16 protein-coding genes and 1 pseudogene are annotated in these 16,041 nt (G+C 45.6%); 1 reads left to right on the forward strand and 16 read right to left on the reverse strand.

Translation table 11 applies throughout. The features are described 5' to 3' along the window. Positions 1 to 95 precede the first annotated feature (95 nt). Positions 96 to 1,580 (forward strand): DUF1846 domain-containing protein, encoded by a 1,485-nt coding sequence (locus HMPREF9960_RS08695; protein WP_005591255.1) that lies wholly within the window; start codon positions 96 to 98, stop codon positions 1,578 to 1,580. 54 nt (positions 1,581 to 1,634) lie between these two features. Here the strand turns inward: HMPREF9960_RS08695 and HMPREF9960_RS08700 are convergent, their stop codons facing one another. The 16 genes and pseudogenes from HMPREF9960_RS08700 to rpoC all read right to left on the reverse strand — a co-directional run bounded on the left by HMPREF9960_RS08700 (position 1,635) and on the right by rpoC (position 16,029). Continuing rightward, positions 1,635 to 2,069 (reverse strand): DUF2178 domain-containing protein, encoded by a 435-nt coding sequence (locus HMPREF9960_RS08700; protein WP_005591256.1) that lies wholly within the window; start codon positions 2,067 to 2,069, stop codon positions 1,635 to 1,637. 9 nt (positions 2,070 to 2,078) lie between these two features. Continuing rightward, the gene (locus HMPREF9960_RS10615; RefSeq protein ID WP_005591257.1) at positions 2,079 to 2,243 is read right to left on the reverse strand and encodes a hypothetical protein; all 165 of its coding nucleotides are present in this window, start codon (positions 2,241 to 2,243) and stop codon (positions 2,079 to 2,081) included. Then, positions 2,240 to 2,441, reverse strand: a pseudogene (locus HMPREF9960_RS08705) (helix-turn-helix transcriptional regulator). Before HMPREF9960_RS08705 ends, HMPREF9960_RS10615 begins: the two are co-directional and overlap by 4 nt. Before the next feature lie 296 nt (positions 2,442 to 2,737). Continuing rightward, positions 2,738 to 3,775, reverse strand: a complete 1,038-nt coding sequence (locus HMPREF9960_RS08710; protein ID WP_005591259.1) for a sensor histidine kinase — start codon at positions 3,773 to 3,775, stop codon at positions 2,738 to 2,740. Beyond that, positions 3,742 to 4,440, reverse strand: coding sequence for a response regulator transcription factor (locus HMPREF9960_RS08715; RefSeq protein ID WP_005591260.1), 699 nt, complete (start codon positions 4,438 to 4,440; stop codon positions 3,742 to 3,744). Before HMPREF9960_RS08715 ends, HMPREF9960_RS08710 begins: the two co-directional genes overlap by 34 nt. A 12-nt stretch (positions 4,441 to 4,452) precedes the next feature. Continuing rightward, a complete protein-coding gene (locus tag HMPREF9960_RS08720) occupies positions 4,453 to 5,175 on the reverse strand; it encodes a hypothetical protein (RefSeq protein WP_005591261.1) in 723 nt (240 codons plus the stop codon). Next, positions 5,175 to 5,963 (reverse strand): lantibiotic ABC transporter permease, encoded by a 789-nt coding sequence (locus HMPREF9960_RS08725; protein ID WP_005591262.1) that lies wholly within the window; start codon positions 5,961 to 5,963, stop codon positions 5,175 to 5,177. The genes HMPREF9960_RS08720 and HMPREF9960_RS08725 overlap by 1 nt, the downstream gene beginning before the upstream one ends. A 1-nt stretch (position 5,964) precedes the next feature. Next, positions 5,965 to 6,672 (reverse strand): ABC transporter ATP-binding protein, encoded by a 708-nt coding sequence (locus HMPREF9960_RS08730; protein WP_005591263.1) that lies wholly within the window; start codon positions 6,670 to 6,672, stop codon positions 5,965 to 5,967. Between the two features lie 93 nt (positions 6,673 to 6,765). Beyond that, a complete protein-coding gene (folK, locus tag HMPREF9960_RS08735; protein WP_005591264.1) occupies positions 6,766 to 7,578 on the reverse strand; it encodes a 2-amino-4-hydroxy-6-hydroxymethyldihydropteridine diphosphokinase in 813 nt (270 codons plus the stop codon). Positions 7,579 to 7,665: 87 nt separating this feature from the next. Further along, positions 7,666 to 8,220 (reverse strand): GTP cyclohydrolase I FolE, encoded by a 555-nt coding sequence (gene folE / locus HMPREF9960_RS08740; protein WP_005591265.1) that lies wholly within the window; start codon positions 8,218 to 8,220, stop codon positions 7,666 to 7,668. After that, on the reverse strand, positions 8,201 to 9,544 hold the full coding sequence (locus HMPREF9960_RS08745; protein WP_005591266.1) for a bifunctional folylpolyglutamate synthase/dihydrofolate synthase: 1,344 nt from the start codon (positions 9,542 to 9,544) through the stop codon (positions 8,201 to 8,203). The genes folE and HMPREF9960_RS08745 overlap by 20 nt, the downstream gene beginning before the upstream one ends. A 2-nt stretch (positions 9,545 to 9,546) precedes the next feature. Beyond that, positions 9,547 to 10,497, reverse strand: coding sequence for a dihydropteroate synthase (gene folP / locus HMPREF9960_RS08750; RefSeq protein ID WP_037586379.1), 951 nt, complete (start codon positions 10,495 to 10,497; stop codon positions 9,547 to 9,549). Positions 10,498 to 10,683: 186 nt separating this feature from the next. After that, a complete protein-coding gene (locus HMPREF9960_RS08755; RefSeq protein WP_005591268.1) occupies positions 10,684 to 11,313 on the reverse strand; it encodes a hypothetical protein in 630 nt (209 codons plus the stop codon). 146 nt (positions 11,314 to 11,459) lie between these two features. Next, on the reverse strand, positions 11,460 to 11,834 hold the full coding sequence (locus HMPREF9960_RS10875; protein ID WP_005592459.1) for a CPBP family intramembrane glutamic endopeptidase: 375 nt from the start codon (positions 11,832 to 11,834) through the stop codon (positions 11,460 to 11,462). A 68-nt stretch (positions 11,835 to 11,902) separates the two neighbouring features. Next, the gene (locus tag HMPREF9960_RS10880) at positions 11,903 to 12,130 is read right to left on the reverse strand and encodes a hypothetical protein (RefSeq protein WP_005592454.1); all 228 of its coding nucleotides are present in this window, start codon (positions 12,128 to 12,130) and stop codon (positions 11,903 to 11,905) included. A 254-nt stretch (positions 12,131 to 12,384) separates the two neighbouring features. Then, the gene (gene rpoC / locus HMPREF9960_RS08765) at positions 12,385 to 16,029 is read right to left on the reverse strand and encodes a DNA-directed RNA polymerase subunit beta' (RefSeq protein WP_015604273.1); all 3,645 of its coding nucleotides are present in this window, start codon (positions 16,027 to 16,029) and stop codon (positions 12,385 to 12,387) included. Positions 16,030 to 16,041: the final 12 nt, after the last annotated feature.

The following is a 16,041-nucleotide window of genomic DNA, read 5'->3' on the forward strand; positions in this document are numbered from 1 at the left end:
TTCGGGCTGCTATCTATTTTATCTAATATAATCTCTTTTAATTTTCCAATTTGAAGAAAATTTTGTTATAATGCTTAGCAGAGGTGAAACTATACATGAAAAAAATTGCTTTTGATTCAGAAAAATACTTAAACCTGCAGCGCGACCATATCTTGGAGCGCATTAATCAATTTGAGGGCAAATTGTATATGGAATTCGGCGGTAAAATGCTGGAAGACTTCCATGCTGCCCGTGTCCTGCCAGGTTATGAACCGGACAATAAAATTAGACTGCTCAAAGAGCTCAAGGACCAAGTAGAGATTGTCATTGCTATCAATGCCAATAACATCGAACACTCTAAAGCACGTGGGGACTTGGGTATTTCCTATGACCAAGAAGTTCTGCGCCTAATCGATACCTTTAATGAGCTGGATATTTATGTAGGCTCAGTGGTCATTACCCAGTATTCTGGCCAGCCAGCAGCTGATCTCTTCCGCGCTCAGCTAGAAAAGAACGGAATCGACTCCTACATCCACTATCCAATCAAGGGCTATCCTACTGATATGGACCATATCATCTCACCTGAGGGAATGGGCAAGAACGACTATATTAAGACCAGTCGAAATCTGGTCGTAGTGACTGCGCCTGGTCCTGGTTCTGGTAAATTAGCTACTTGCTTATCCAATATGTACCACGACCAAATCAATGGCATCAAATCAGGCTACGCCAAGTTTGAAACCTTCCCCGTTTGGAATCTGCCCCTGCACCATCCGGTCAATTTGGCTTACGAGGCAGCGACGGCAGACCTCGACGATGTCAACATGATTGACCCTTTCCACCTGCAAACCTACGGCGAAACCACTGTCAACTACAACCGTGATATCGAAATTTTCCCAGTCCTCAAGCGTATGCTGGAGCGCATCCTTGGAAAATCACCTTATGCTTCTCCAACAGACATGGGCGTCAACATGGTCGGCTTTGCCATTGTAGATAATGATGCGGCTATCGAGGCTTCTCAACAGGAAATCATCCGTCGCTACTACCAGACGATTCTAGACTTCAAGGCAGAGCGCGTTTCAGAATCTGCTATCAAGAAAATCGAACTCTTGATGAACGACTTGGGCATCACACCGCTGGATCGTAAAGTAACCGTTGCTGCGCGTGCCAAGGCTGAAAGCACTGGTGAGCCAGCTCTGGCCTTAGAATTGCCAAATGGAGAAATCGTAACCGGTAAGACCTCTGAACTCTTTGGCCCTACGGCAGCTGTATTGATTAATGCCATTAAGAAATTAGCCAATATTGCCAAAGAGACCAAGCTGATCGAGCCTGAGTACGTTAAGCCAATCCAAGGTCTGAAAATCAATCATTTGGGCAGCCGTAATCCGCGCCTCCACTCAAACGAAATCTTGATGGCTCTGGCAATCACAGCCATGGAAAATCAAGACGCTGCCCAAGCCATGCAAGAGCTTGGAAATCTCAAGGGCAGCGAAGCTCATTCAACCGTAATGCTGACAGATGAAGACAAAAATGTCCTACGCAAACTCGGCATCCATGTAACTATGGATCCTGTTCATCAGTATGATCGACTTTATAGAAAATAAAAACAAGCTCTGTTAAAAGCTTGTTGAGAAAGCTGGCTCTGCCAGCTTTTTTTGTTAATAGCGCTTGGACAGGAGAAAACGCAAGAGATAGTAAAGGACCAAAACTAGGATAATGGTCAAGGTCAGAAACTGATTGAGATTTAAAATGATAGGAAAAATCATAGACAGAAGGCTTAGTCCTGCTGCCAGCAGCAAAAGGATGTCAAACAGCAGAGTGCGAGTCTTTTCGTCAATCATCCGATTGCGTTCATCCGTCACCTGAATGTAGAGCCTATTAAAAGCTTCCTCCCGTTTCAAGGCAAGATTATAACGCAGAACCATCAAGGAAAGCCCCAGAAGCAGACCAACCATAATGCCTTCCTCTAAATCATCCAGAGAATGAATGTAGCTCCATCCCAGCCCCAGCCAGAGGACTAGGATTAGGATGCGGCCTATGATAACCTTCCTTTGAAGTTTTTTCCGAAATTCTTGTTTAGTTACTATTTCCATGTCAGCCTCCTATTTTTCATACGCTTGAAAAGTTTTCAAGATCACCACAATCAAGATAAATCCCACAAAAGGCAGGATTTCCTTAGGGATAAAATTGGCTTGCAAATGCAGATAAGATAAGCCAACCACCACCAAAATAGCCAATATCCATTTACTCAAATAAGTCCATTTCATGATTCATCCTCCTCAAAGAGAAAAACTTCTTCAATCCTTAAATTGAAAAAGGATGCAATTTTATGAGCCAAAAGCAGCGAGGCATTGTAGCGGCCCTTTTCCAAAGAAATAATCGTTTGTCTCGTGACCTCTAGCTTTTCAGCCAGCTCCTCCTGGCTGATCTTTTTCTTTTCGTAATTCTTGAATTCGATTTTCCAAGGCTTCCTCCTTTTTATGATGTAAAACAAGCTTTACTTTTCAAGCATAGTATAGTCTCCTTTACATATTTTGTCAAGAAGAAAGCGGCAAAAAAGAGGCTGGGAGAAAAGTCCTAGCCTCTCAATTGTCTTTGGATTGTCGAGCAAGACGCAGTGGTTGAGTGGGCTCTACTACGCTGATTTCATCAGCTTTTACAGCCCTACTCAACTGTGCGGAGGTGGGACGACGAAATCGAATTCTAACGAATTACCGATTTCTGTCCCACTCTCTTTTATCATCTTGATTGATTTCCTTTGTTATTTGCTTTTTAAAGCCACAGTCAACTCGACACAGGCTCCTCCTTGGTCTGGATTGAGTAGAGTCAGACGACCACCATGCAAGAGAGCTACCTGCTTAGAAAAGGCTAAGCCGATACCATGATGGGGATTAGCTGAATTGCGGCTTTGGTCACTCTGGTAAAAGAGTTGATCTGCTCCTAGCAGCATCTCCTCTGAAAATGAAGGGCCGTTGTTCCAGATGGCAAAGACCAACTGGTCCTGCTGCACTGATACCGTTAGCTTGACTTCCTTTTGGTTCTGGTCAGCATGTTCAAGCGCATTCAGTAAAATATTGAGCAAAGCTCGCTTGAGATAGTCCAAATGAATGGACAATCTCAAGCTAAGATCACAATCTTCTTGGAGATAAAAACGATAGCTTTCCTGTTTGCTGAACAGTGCCCAGTCGTCCTGTAGATCAGCCAAAAAATCCTCCAAGGAAAGCTGGCTGAACTGATTAGAATCAATCTGAAAAGTCTTAGCATAATCAATCAAAGAGCCACAATACTCTTCCATCTTGTGACTAGCCTGCAAAATCTCAGCAGCATAGTCTGCCTGTGACTGGCTCAACTGCGCCAACTCCAAGAGCTCGGCATTCCCCTTAATCACAGTTAGGGGCGTCTTCAAATCGTGCGATGTCGCTGATAGCTGTAAAATCAACTCCTGATTATGCTGCTGCTCTCTTTCTAGAAGACGAGTATTTTCTTGGTGGCTGCTCCGTAAATCGCTGTAGACTTCTAGCATTTCCTCAATCCGAAAAAGTTGACTTTGATTTTCTTCTAAAAGCTTCTCGCTCTTTAGCATTTTTATTTCCCTGTCGATTTTTCGGAGCAATTTCAAAATATGATAAAAAGTAATCAGCAGCAAGCTCCCTGCCCAGAAGAACAAGGTGAAAAGGGCATAATCGCTGCCTTGTGTAAATTCATAGCCGATAAGCACAAAAATCAAAACATGGAAAAAGACGATTTTCAAGCTGGTTGTCCAGACTAGGCTTTTGAAATTTCGGGTTCTAATTGCCATCTATAGCCTACTCCTCTCACTGTTGCGATTGCTTGCAGCCCTTCTTGTTTGCATTTTTGACGAATCTGATACACATATTCTGAGATGGAGCGAAGCTGTGTTTCTGAGCTTTCTGGATAAAGCAAGGTATGCAGGCGTTCAGCTGAAAAGGTCTGCTTGGGATTGCTAGCTAGCAAATGCAGCAACTTAAACTCTCGCTCTGAAAATTTCAAGACTTTACCAAAACAGGCAACTTCATAGCGCTCTGGATAAAATTGACAAGAAGCAATTTCAGAATATCGCTCCTCACGTCTTTCCTCCCGCCGAAGATGAGCCCTGACACGCGCCAGCAATTCTTTGGTTCCAAAAGGCTTGACAATATAGTCATCTGCTCCGCGAAAGAGCCCTTCTACTTTGTCCTCCTCCAACTCCTTGGCCGTCAGAAAGATGATTGGACACGAAAAATGAGGACGAATGTAGGAACACAGCTCAAAACCATTAACAGGCTCCATCATCACATCCAGCAGAATCAAGTCATATCCGACAAAATGCGTCAGCTCTAGGTCTTCTATCCGATCAAGCGTCGTCACATCATAAGCGTCGAGCTCTAAGACGTTTTTCACCAACTTCAAAATGCTCTGGTCGTCATCAACCACCAAAATACGATACTGTCTCATGATTTCCATTATAGCATACCTCTAGCGAACATCTCGTTTCAAGGTTAAGAATATAGCAGAGCTCCAAACCAAAGCTAGCCAGAACAGCTGTACCCCCAGACCTGATAAATCTATTGAATGCTGAAGCCCTTCATACTCAAAAAGATTGAGCGTAGCCAGATCGGGCAGGTATTTTGCTTCCTTGATAAAAGTTGCCAATAAACGACTGAGACCAATCAAGAGAGGAAAGAGCACCGACACCGGCACAACCCAAGATTGAAATAGCAAAGCGAGTCCAGCTGTTAAAAAAGCCAGAAAAAGATTGCTGAGAAGACCAAAAGAGCTGTAATAAAGGAATTTCCCCAGTAAGGACCAGCTAAAGTCTAGGTCAAAACGAGCCAGCATAACAAGGAAACAGCTGCCTATCATGACACTGTAGAGAGCCAAGAGCAGCAAGGCCAGAAAAAGGAATTTCCCAGCCAACCAAGCCTTTCTATTTGATACGGTTAGAAAATTCGTTCGCATCCCTGATTTGACAAACTCCTGGGCAAAATATAGGGAAGTAAAGATGACGATGACAGGCTGCGCCAAATAGAGGGCGTGCAAAGCCTCGCTCAGAGCCTTCGTCTGGCCAACTGCTGTCTGACTGTAGTCAAGATTCATCAGAAAAAAAGGAACAACTACCAGAGCCACCAAGGCGGCACCAAGAGCGAGATAGTAAGAACGGAACTTAATCCATTCACTTCTAAGCAGAGCTTTGATCATCAGTAGCGTCCTCCTAAATCCGTCTTCAAAAAGCGCAGAGAGGTCATGCCGCCGATGACTAGCAACCATGCACCAAGTATCAACAGCCCTTGCAAGGGATTGTTGACATATTGGGAAGTTGGCGTTGCAGTGAACAACTCTCCTGCTGGCTGTGGCAAATAAGCTCCCCAACTCGTGTGAGCTGCCAGGTAGTTTCCCAGATTATAGATTTGGGGTACGAGAAAAAGCAGAGGAACTAGCATGGTCCGAGCCAATAAACCTAACAAAAACGAAAGGATTCCCAATAAGGTCAGAGATAAGGTTTTCCACAAAATCAGACTCCAAGCTGCCTGATTGAGCAGAATCGGATCAAGCCCTTCCTTTCCTAAAGCCAGATGCATGGCCATATAACTAAAGTAAATTGATAAAAAGCTACTGGCAAGAGAAAAGCAAGCAAAGGTCATAAGTTTCCCCACAAGTAGCTTCAGGCGGTTATTACAGGATAAAAGACTGGTTCTCAAGCTATGAGACTGAAATTCCATAGCCCCCAAAATTCCAGCTAAGATGACCAAAACCATGCCTGCCATAGAGGCTCCGTTGAGACCCAGATATTCCAGCGGATCAATGGCTTCTGCCAGACCGGGAACCGTCTCAGGTGTGGCATCCAAGCCAATAGACAAATACTGTCGGCCCTCCAGCCAGGATACGGCAGGCACCAATAGTAGCATGAAGGCCATACTCACTCTGAAAGCCTTGGTTGAGCGAATTTTCAACCATTCTGAATGCAATAAGGACATCGTTTCTTTCATCTTAAACCTCCTCTGTCAAATCAAAGAAGAGATCTTCTAGACTGTCTGAATCTTGCAGCACCTCTTCCAATCGTCCCTGCTCAATAATTCGCCCATGATGAATCAAGACCACATCATCTGTCACCATTTGCACCTCTGACAAGATATGGGAAGATAGAAGTACCGTTTTCCCTAAATCAGCCTGCTGACGGATAAACTTTCTAAACCACTTGATCCCACTTGGATCCAGTCCATTGGTCGGCTCATCTAATATAAGAAACTGAGGATCACCCAGCAAAGCTGCTGCCAAACCCAAGCGTTGACCTTCCCCCAGAGACAGGCTTGACAAGAGGTCCTTTCTCTTATGAGCGATTCCAGTCATCTCCAAAACCTCATCGATCCGAGACTTGGAAACGGCATTACTCGCCGCAATAATCCTCAGGTGGTCATAGACCTTTCGATTTGGCAGACCGCCAATGCCGTCAAAGGCTGCACCTACCGTTCTGAGCGGGTAGGTCATTGACTGATAGGTTTGCCCATCAAAAGTCGCCGTCCCAGATGTCGCTCGATCTAACCCCAAGAGAATCCTCAAGGTCGAACTTTTCCCTGCGCCATTTGGGCCTAGAAAAGCTGTAATCCGACCGCTTCTAGCTGTAAAAGAGATATCTTCTAAAATCTGCTTGCTGCCATGCTTCTTGCAGACTCCTTCTATTTTCACTATATGTTCCATACTGAACTCCTTTTGTTTTTTCTTTAGTATACAGGGGCAAGTTCAGAGAAAGTTCAGACAATAAAAAACTTGCCTTGCGACAAGCTTCTTTTCTCATTTTTCAACTGCATCCCAGAGCTGGCGGATGCTTTTTTTCTGCACGGGATCGACAAAGTGTGGGGCGATTTCTACCAGAGATTGCAAGACAAAAGCTCGCTCAGCCACATAAGGATGAGGAACAATCAAATCTGGACTATATATCTCCTCCTGCCCTATGTAAAGGATATCCAGATCAATCACACGAGGTCCCCATTTGATCTCCCGCACGCGCCCTAGATCCGCTTCGATAGCCAAGAGCGTCTGCATTAACTCCTCAGGATTGAGCCAAGTTTCAACTTCAACAACTTGATTGAGAAACGGATCCTGCTCAACCCCACCCCAAGGCTCCGTCTCGATACGACTTGATGCCTGCAAAATTCTTATATTTTGTTCTGCCATTTTTTCCAAAGCCGCATCCAGATTGGCAGCTGGGCTGCCTTGATTGCTTCCCAGAGCGATAAAGGCTTTCCGCTTTTGACGCACTAGCTTGACTGAGCAGGTCTCTAAAGGCAGCGGCACCGGTGCCCAAGGCTTCTTGACCTCCAAGCTGACCTTCTGTACCAAAGGGTGAATTAGAAAAATCCGATCAATCAGCTTGTAAGCCAGCGTCTCAATCAAGTCTTCCTTGCTCTCCTGACACCAGTGGGTCAAATCCTGAGCCAATTCTCCATAGTGGATAGAAGCTGTCAGGTCGCCTGTTTTAGCAGCCCGAGTCATATCATAGTCCAAAATCAGATCCAGCACAAAACGCTGGCCTAACTCCTTCTCCGCTCCAAACAGACCGTGATAAGCATACACTTCCAAATCCTTAATGCGCAGCTGATCCATTCTTTTATCCTTTCTGATTCAAGTTTCTGCATTTTATCCTTGATAAAACAATCTAGCCTTTCCCGACATGCTCCACCACTGATAAGATCAATGTCCCATCAGCTTGTAAGCTTCATTTTTTAGGTCCTTATCCGTCGCTAAAACGCCACGCGCCGCTGTAGTAACCGTTGCAGTGCCAGGCTTTCTGACTCCTCGCATATTCATACACATATGCTCAGCTTCCACCCAGACCAAGGCCCCTTGAGCACCCAGATAGTCCATCAAAGCCTCAGCAATTTCTACGGTCAATCGCTCTTGAATCTGCGGTTTCTTGGCATAGACCTCTACCGTTCGAGCCAGCTTGGACAGGCCTGCTACCCGACCATTAGGCACATAGGCGATATGAACCTTCCCGTAAAATGGCAGGAAGTGGTGCTCACACATGGAATGAAAGAAAATATCCTTTTCCACTACCATATTATTGTCAATAATTTCAAAAGACTTGGATAGATGCTCCTCAGCCGTCTCGCCCAGCCCAGCAAAAATTTCCTGATACATCTTGGCAATGCGCTGGGGCGTCTCCTGCAAGCCTTCGCGGCTTCCGTCTTCGCCAATCGCCTCAATAATCTGGGCAACAGCTGCTTCAATTTTCTTCGTGTCCATATTCACTCCTAGATTCTTTTTCTTTGTCAATGATATAGGCCCTGACCTGAGCCAAAAAATAAAGGGAGCCCGTAATCAGCAAGAGCTCATCGGTCCCATGCTCAGCTTTCAAATGAGCTTCTAAAAATCCCTGCCAATCAGCATAGTCCAAGCCCTGCTCACAGGCCAGCGCCTCCATTTTTTCTTTGGAAAAGCTCCGTGGATCTGCAAAATTGGTCAAAATTAGCTGACTCTTAGGCACCTGCTTGAGCTGACCCACCATTTCCTCCAGAGACTTGGTCTGGATACAGCTGAAAAGGATTTTCTTATCCAAGTCTGGATAATGCTGGCTCAAGGTCCTCGTCAATCTCTCCATGGCATGTGGATTGTGGGCGCCATCAAGCAAAATACGAGGCTGGTGCGAAATCTGCTCCATCCGACCCGGCCAGTTTGTAGCTACTAAAGCGGCGGCTATTTGCTCTTTTGTTAACAGCGGTAGTTGCTTGCTCTGACAATAGAGGTCACAGAGCTCAATCGCCAAACCAGCATTATCTACCTGATGCTGCCCCAACAGAGGCGTCTGGTAATGTTCCACCTCCCGATGGGCATTGGAAAAGCTAAAATGCTCTCCTGAGTCAGTCCCGCCCAAGCTCTGAACTTGATAAGACTGCCCATAAACATAGTGAGGCGCTTGCATTTGATGAGCCTTGCCCTCAATGACCGCTAGAGCTTCTGGCTCAATCCGTCCAGTCACCAAGGGCACATTTGGCTTGATAATCCCCGCCTTCTGCTCGGCAATTGCTGCCAGAGAATGCCCCAGCAGAGCCACATGATCTAAGCCAACAGTCGTAATAGCCGTCAAATCAGATCGGCAGACATTGGTGCTATCCAAGAGGCCACCCATGCCGACCTCCATAATGGCCACATCGACCCGCTCCTGAGCCAAATAATCATAGGCCAAAGCCGTCATGATTTCAAACTCAGTTACTCCCTGCAAAACCTCATCGTTCGCTTGCTCTTCAAAAAAAGCTCGATAAGTTTCTAAAAGGCGCTCTAAATCTTGATTAGAGATAGGCCGACCATTGATGGCGATTTGTTCATTGTAGCTGATCAGATAGGGGGAAGTAAAGATTCCTACACGCAGGCCTCGCATTTCCAATAGGTGACGCAGGTGGGCAATGGTTGAGCCCTTCCCGTTGGTCCCTCCTATATGAATCACTGACAGCTGCAAATGAGGATTTCCCCGCAGCGCCAGCATCCTCTCCATCCGCTCCAAGCCAAAATTAGGACTATCCGTCCGATAGGCTTCCAGCCAGCTTAAATCTGGCAATTCTTCTTTTATCATACTCACTTATACTGCCGTAAATTTAGATCTTCCATTTTCTGAGCCAGTCGAATAGCATCGCCAATCTCGGCTGCCATCCGGTGGGCTCCCACATCATGCACTCGGACAGCCTCAACACCCTGACTAGCTGCAATGCTGGTCAAATGAGCTGAAGCCAGGTCTCTGTTTTGAAAACCAGCTTCCGTCTCTGGGTTGGTCTCAAAACCACTTTCCTCCAAGATATTGACCAAAAAGCGCTTGCGAGAAACCCCCAGAAAAATGGGAAAGCCAGCCCGATGAATACTATTCAGTTCCTGTAAGAGCAAGAGATTTTCCCGCTTGGTCAAGCCAAAACCAATCCCTGGATCCAGCATGATTTGCTCCCGCTCCAACCCAGCTTGCTCAGCTCTTGCCAGTGTTTTTTCAAAAAATGCCCACATGAGCGCCTGAATATCCAGCTGCTCAAAATTTGCTAATTCTGACTCGGTAAAAGTAGGTCCAAAGCCGAAAGTCGGAAAGATTTTCGAGCTAGCATGTTGGGGCCGAGCCATGACTGGGTTGAACATGGCGATAACTGGTGCTCCAGTCTTGGCAGCCACAACTGCCATTCTCTCATCACCTAAGAGTCCTGTGATGTCATTGATGATATTAGCTCCAGCGGCCAAAGCTGCTTCTGCAACTGACGCCTTCCAAGTATCTACAGAAATGAGAATATCAGTCTCCCGACGAAGAGCCTCAATGACTGGTACCACACGCCCTATCTCTGCCTCAATATCCACAAAATGGCTGCCTGGACGAGTCGACTCGCCACCGATGTCTAGCAAATGAGCTCCCTGAGCTATCATCTTATGTGCCTGCTCCAGAGCCTTTTCCACCGTATCATATTTGCCCCCATCCGAAAAGGAATCTGGGGTAACATTGAGGATTCCACAAAGGGCCGTCTTGCCCTCTGGAGCAAGTTGTCTTAGATTCATCGTATTTCCTTTCCCCTTGCTGCTACTGCCTTTCAACAAAAAAGGCACACCCATCTAGTGTACCGCAAAGCCAACAGCAGATGCAGCATCAGTTTTACAAACTGCACTTGATCCTACAAGCAGTCCTCTCAGACTCTTGTTTCATTTATCATTTTACCACAATTCCGCTATTTAAGAAAACACTTTTTACAAACAGAAAGGCAAAAGGAGGATCAGAAGTAAATTCCGAAGAAGATGAGCCAGTAAGGACAATTCTAGAGAGCTAACCCAGGCTTTTAAGAGCTGGACAAAAGCCATACCTAAACTTAGATAAATTAGAAAGCAAGATGATTCTCCGGGATTTTTCAGGAAAGCAAAGAGAGCAAGTCCCAAGACAATACACCAACTCTTTCTGTATTTCATCTGCCTGTTTTGCTTAGCCTGTGATGACATTCCAAATAAATCCATGCCAAGTAGTAGCAAGGAGGAAGCGGAAAAACTGTTTGAGATAAGCTGCTGCAAAGGCGTTAGCTCAGAACTCGACTGCCCACAGAGGAGAACGAGACTCGCTGCATTGCTTGCAATCATCAAAAAATAAAAGCAACGTAAGTGCTGAAACCGCTTGGAAGCCCGTAGCTCTATCTTAAAATCCCGCCACTCATGAGAAAAGTAAGAGGCATACCCTAAGAGAATAAGCAAAAACAGAGAGATAAAAAGCAAGTTAGGCCTCGATAAAGCGAAACGATTGGTCATCGGATGAACCAAAAGCAGCAAGACCGATTGCATTAGCATAGCTACTAATAATATTTGGATAGATTTTTGAAATGTGAGCCTCATTTTTTACTCCTTAAAGCTAAGATACAATTCTCATTATAGAACAAAAGATTCGCTTTGCTAGCTCCATGTCCTCAAAAGTCACTTTTTATCCCTGAAATGTCAAAAAAGAGGTCAATCTGACCTCTTCATCCATGAATGATATCTAGTTAACTTTGTGAAATAATCATCACCAAAATAGCAATGGCATTCCGTAACATATGGGCTAAAATTCCCATTTCCAAACGCTTAGTCTGGTGAACCACCAAAGCTAGAACGCCCCCCATACCAGCATAAAGGACAAAACTACCGATGTTGGTCGGACCGTGGAAAAAACCAAAAAGGATAGAACCAACTATCAGACCAATCAACTCATGCTTTGGAAACAGCTTTTGGGGAATCAAACCACGGAAAATAATCTCTTCCAAAATTGGCGCTGAAAAAACAGCTCCCACAATAAGCAAAACAACGGGCGTACTCTGAAACAAGTTTTGCAAAGCAGTTTGATTGGCTGTCGTTCCTGAAAGTTGGCCCTCTAGAACCATAATAATCGCAGCAAAAATACTAACTCCGAAAGTTATCAGATAGGATAATACTAGCCAGATTACCGATTTTAAGTTAAAAAACTAAAATCAAGGGTCAGTAAGCCTTCTTTTTTAGCCATTCGCAGGGCATAAAAAATGATCAGCAAATAAATCATCAGGATAAGCAAGGTGTATCCCATTGAAAAACTTTGATCTCGACCTTTGTAAAACTGGATCAGTACAAAAGGAACTTGAGTCTGTACGGCTAAAAACAAAGCCAGTAAACTATATTCTACTTTTTGCAAAAAAATTTTCATTTCTTCCTCCTTTTACTTAGTATATCGAATTTTTCCCTTCCTGTACAGCTAATAGCCATATAAAATCAAAAAATGTGCCATCTGCTCACTAGGAAGCTCTTTTCTAAGCTGTTGATTCGATATAGCAACAAAATGGATCTCTGAAACCTCCAGTTGTATTCTAACCGCGCCTCCTCCGTCCAAGCTAGCAAAAAAGGAAGAGAATACAAGATTCTCTTCCTGATAGACTTTTATATGTAAACTCAAGCAAGTTTTTATGATTCTACGCTTGTTTCAACTTCTTCAGTCTCTGCTGTTTCCACAACTTCGTCAATGATTTCAACTTCATTGATTGCTTGTGGTTCCAAGTTACGGTAACGAGCCATACCAGTACCAGCTGGGATAATCTTACCGATGATAACATTTTCCTTAAGGCCAAGGAGATGATCTTTCTTACCACGGATAGCAGCATCTGTCAGGACACGAGTTGTTTCCTGGAAGGAAGCTGCAGACAAGAAGCTGTTTGTCTCAAGGGAAGCCTTGGTGATTCCCATGAGGACTGGACGAGCTGTCGCAGGCACACCGCCTGAGATAACCACATCACGGTTAGCATCTGTAAAGTCTGTGATATCCATGAGAGTTCCCATAAGAAGATCTGTGTCACCTGGATCCATGACGCGCACCTTGCGAATCATTTGACGAACCATTACCTCAATGTGTTTGTCGCCGATTTCTACCCCTTGGCTACGGTAAACTTTTTGTACCTCAGCAAGCAAGTAAGTTTCAACAGACAAGACATCACGGACAGCCAACAAGTGCTTAGGCTGGATAGAACCTTCGGTCAAGGCAGCGCCGCGAGAAACTTGGTCGCCCACTTCCACCTTCATACGGGCTGTAAATGGCACCACATATTCACCTTCGCCAGTTGCACCTTTTACAAAGACTTTCTTGGTACGAGTAGATGCATCTTCTTCGATGGCAGTAACTTCACCCTTGACTTCAGTGATGACCGCTTCCCCTTTCGGATTGCGGGCTTCAAAGATTTCTTGGACACGAGGAAGACCCTGAGTGATATCGGTATTAGAGGCAACCCCACCCGTGTGGAAGGTACGCATGGTCAACTGTGTACCTGGCTCCCCGATAGATTGGGCAGCGATGGTTCCGACTGCTTCACCGACTTCAACCGCATCACCAGTCGCCAAGTTGATACCGTAACAGTGACGGCAGACACCGTGGCGAGTGTTACATGTAAAGACGGAACGAATCGTCACTTCTTCAACACCAGCATTGACAATCTCACGCGCCTTGTCTTCGGTGATCAATTCATTTGGACCGATGATAACTGCGCCAGTTTCTGGATGTTTAACCGTCTTCTTAGTGTAACGACCATTGAGACGCTCTTCCAGAGACTCGATCATTTCCTTGCCTTCTGTAATAGAAGTGATAAGCAAGCCGCGGTCTGTACCACAGTCGTCCTCACGGATAATCACGTCTTGAGCAACGTCAACCAGACGACGAGTCAAGTAACCTGAGTCGGCTGTCTTGAGGGCCGTATCGGTCATACCTTTACGGGCACCGTGAGTAGAGAAGAACATTTCCAATACAGACAAACCTTCGCGGAAGTTTGAAAGAATTGGCAATTCCATGATACGTCCGTTCGGAGCCGCCATCAGACCACGCATACCGGCAAGCTGCGAGAAGTTCGAGATATTACCACGGGCTCCAGAGTCCATCATCATAACGATTGGGTTCTTCGGATCTTGGTTAGCAACCAAGCGTTTTTCCAATTTTTCACGGGCAGCACGCCATTCAGCAGTCACTGCATTGTAGCGCTCGTCATCAGTAATCATACCGCGACGGAATTGCTTGGTAATTTGTTCTACACGCTTGTGAGACTCTTCGATAATCTCTGCCTTGTCTTCTACGACTGGAATGTCAGCAATACCCACTGTCAAACCAGCCAGCGTAGAATGGTGGTAACCTAAGTCTTTCAAGCGGTCCAGCAGGGCAGATGTTTCTGTCGTGCGGAAGCGTTTGAAGATTTCAGCGATGATATTTCCTAGATTTTTCTTCTTGAACGGAATATTTAGCTCTAGGGCTTCAATAGCAGACTTGATGTCTTTACCTGGCTCCAAGAAGTATTTAGCTGGAACACCTTCTGTCAAGTTAGCATTCGTTGGCTCTTGCAGGTAAGGCAGCTCTTCTGGCATGATATCGTTGAAGAGAATCTTACCTACTGTGGTCATGAGGATCTTGTGTTTTTGATCTTCTGTCCATGGCTTGTTGAGGCTATCTGTCGCGATACCTACACGAGTATGCAAGTGGACATAGCCATTACGCAAGGCCATCACAGCTTCATCACGGTCTTTAAAGACCATGCCTTCGCCTTCACGACCTGCTTCTTCCATAGTCAGGTAGTAGTTACCCAAGACCATATCCTGAGACGGTGTTACAACTGGTTTTCCGTCTTTCGGATTCAAGATGTGCTCAGCAGCCAACATGAGGATACGAGCTTCAGCCTGCGCTTCTTCAGACAATGGAACGTGGATGGCCATTTGGTCACCGTCAAAGTCGGCATTGTAGGCTTCACAGACCAGTGGGTGCAAGCGAAGAGCTTTACCGTCGATTAGAACTGGCTCAAAGGCTTGGATACCTAAACGGTGAAGGGTCGGTGCGCGGTTAAGGAGCACTGGATGTTCTTTGATAACATCTTCCAAGACATCCCAGATACGCTCATCGCCACGCTCTACCATACGTTTAGCAGCTTTCACATTCTGTGCATAATCACGGGCAACAATTTCCCGCATAACAAACGGTTTGAAGAGCTCGATCGCCATTTCACGTGGCACACCACATTGATACATCTTCAATGTTGGACCAACGGCGATAACGGAACGGCCTGAGAAGTCAACCCGTTTACCCAGCAAGTTTTGACGGAAGCGCCCTTGTTTCCCTTTGAGCATGTGACTCAAAGACTTAAGCGGACGGCTACCTGGTCCTGTGATTGGACGACCACGACGACCATTGTCAATCAAAGCGTCAACCGCTTCTTGCAACATCCGCTTCTCATTTTGAACGATGATACCTGGTGCATTCAACTCAAGCAAACGAGCCAAACGGTTGTTCCGGTTGATAACACGGCGGTAGAGGTCGTTCAAGTCAGATGAGGCAAAGCGGCCACCGTCCAATTGGAGCATTGGACGTAGATCTGGTGGAATGACTGGCAGGATATTGAGAATCATCCATTCTGGCTTATTGCCAGAGCGGTAGAAAGCATCCAAAACGTCCAAACGACGAATGGCCTTGATTCGTTTTTGACCAGAAGCTGTTTTCAATTCTTCCTTGAGAGCTGCAATTTCTGTTTCCAAATCCACTTGTTTCAGCAAGTCTTGGATCGCTTCTGCTCCCATCTTGGCAACGAATGAACCTGCACCATATTCACGGAGGCGCTCACGATACTCGCGCTCCGTCATGATAGATTTGTGCTCCAGTGGTGTTTCCTTAGGATCAATCACCACATAAGCCGCAAAATAAATGACTTCTTCTAGGGCGCGCGGACTCATATCCAGAGTCAAGCCCATACGGCTTGGGATTCCCTTGAAATACCAAATGTGAGAAACCGGTGCTTTAAGCTCGATGTGCCCCATACGCTCACGGCGAACCTTAGTCCGTGTTACTTCAACACCACAGCGGTCACAAATAATCCCTTTGTAACGAATCCGTTTGTATTTACCGCAGGCACACTCCCAATCCTTGGTTGGCCCGAAGATCACCTCGTCAAAGAGGCCTTCACGTTCTGGCTTCAAGGTCCGGTAATTGATTGTCTCAGGCTTCTTCACTTCTCCGTAAGACCATGAACGGACCTTACTTGGAGAAGCTAGGGTGATTTGCATACTTTTAAATCGATTTACATCAACCACTATTTCTTACCT

The sequence above is a fragment of the Streptococcus cristatus ATCC 51100 genome (genome assembly GCF_000222765.1).
Lineage (GTDB): Bacteria > Bacillota > Bacilli > Lactobacillales > Streptococcaceae > Streptococcus > Streptococcus cristatus.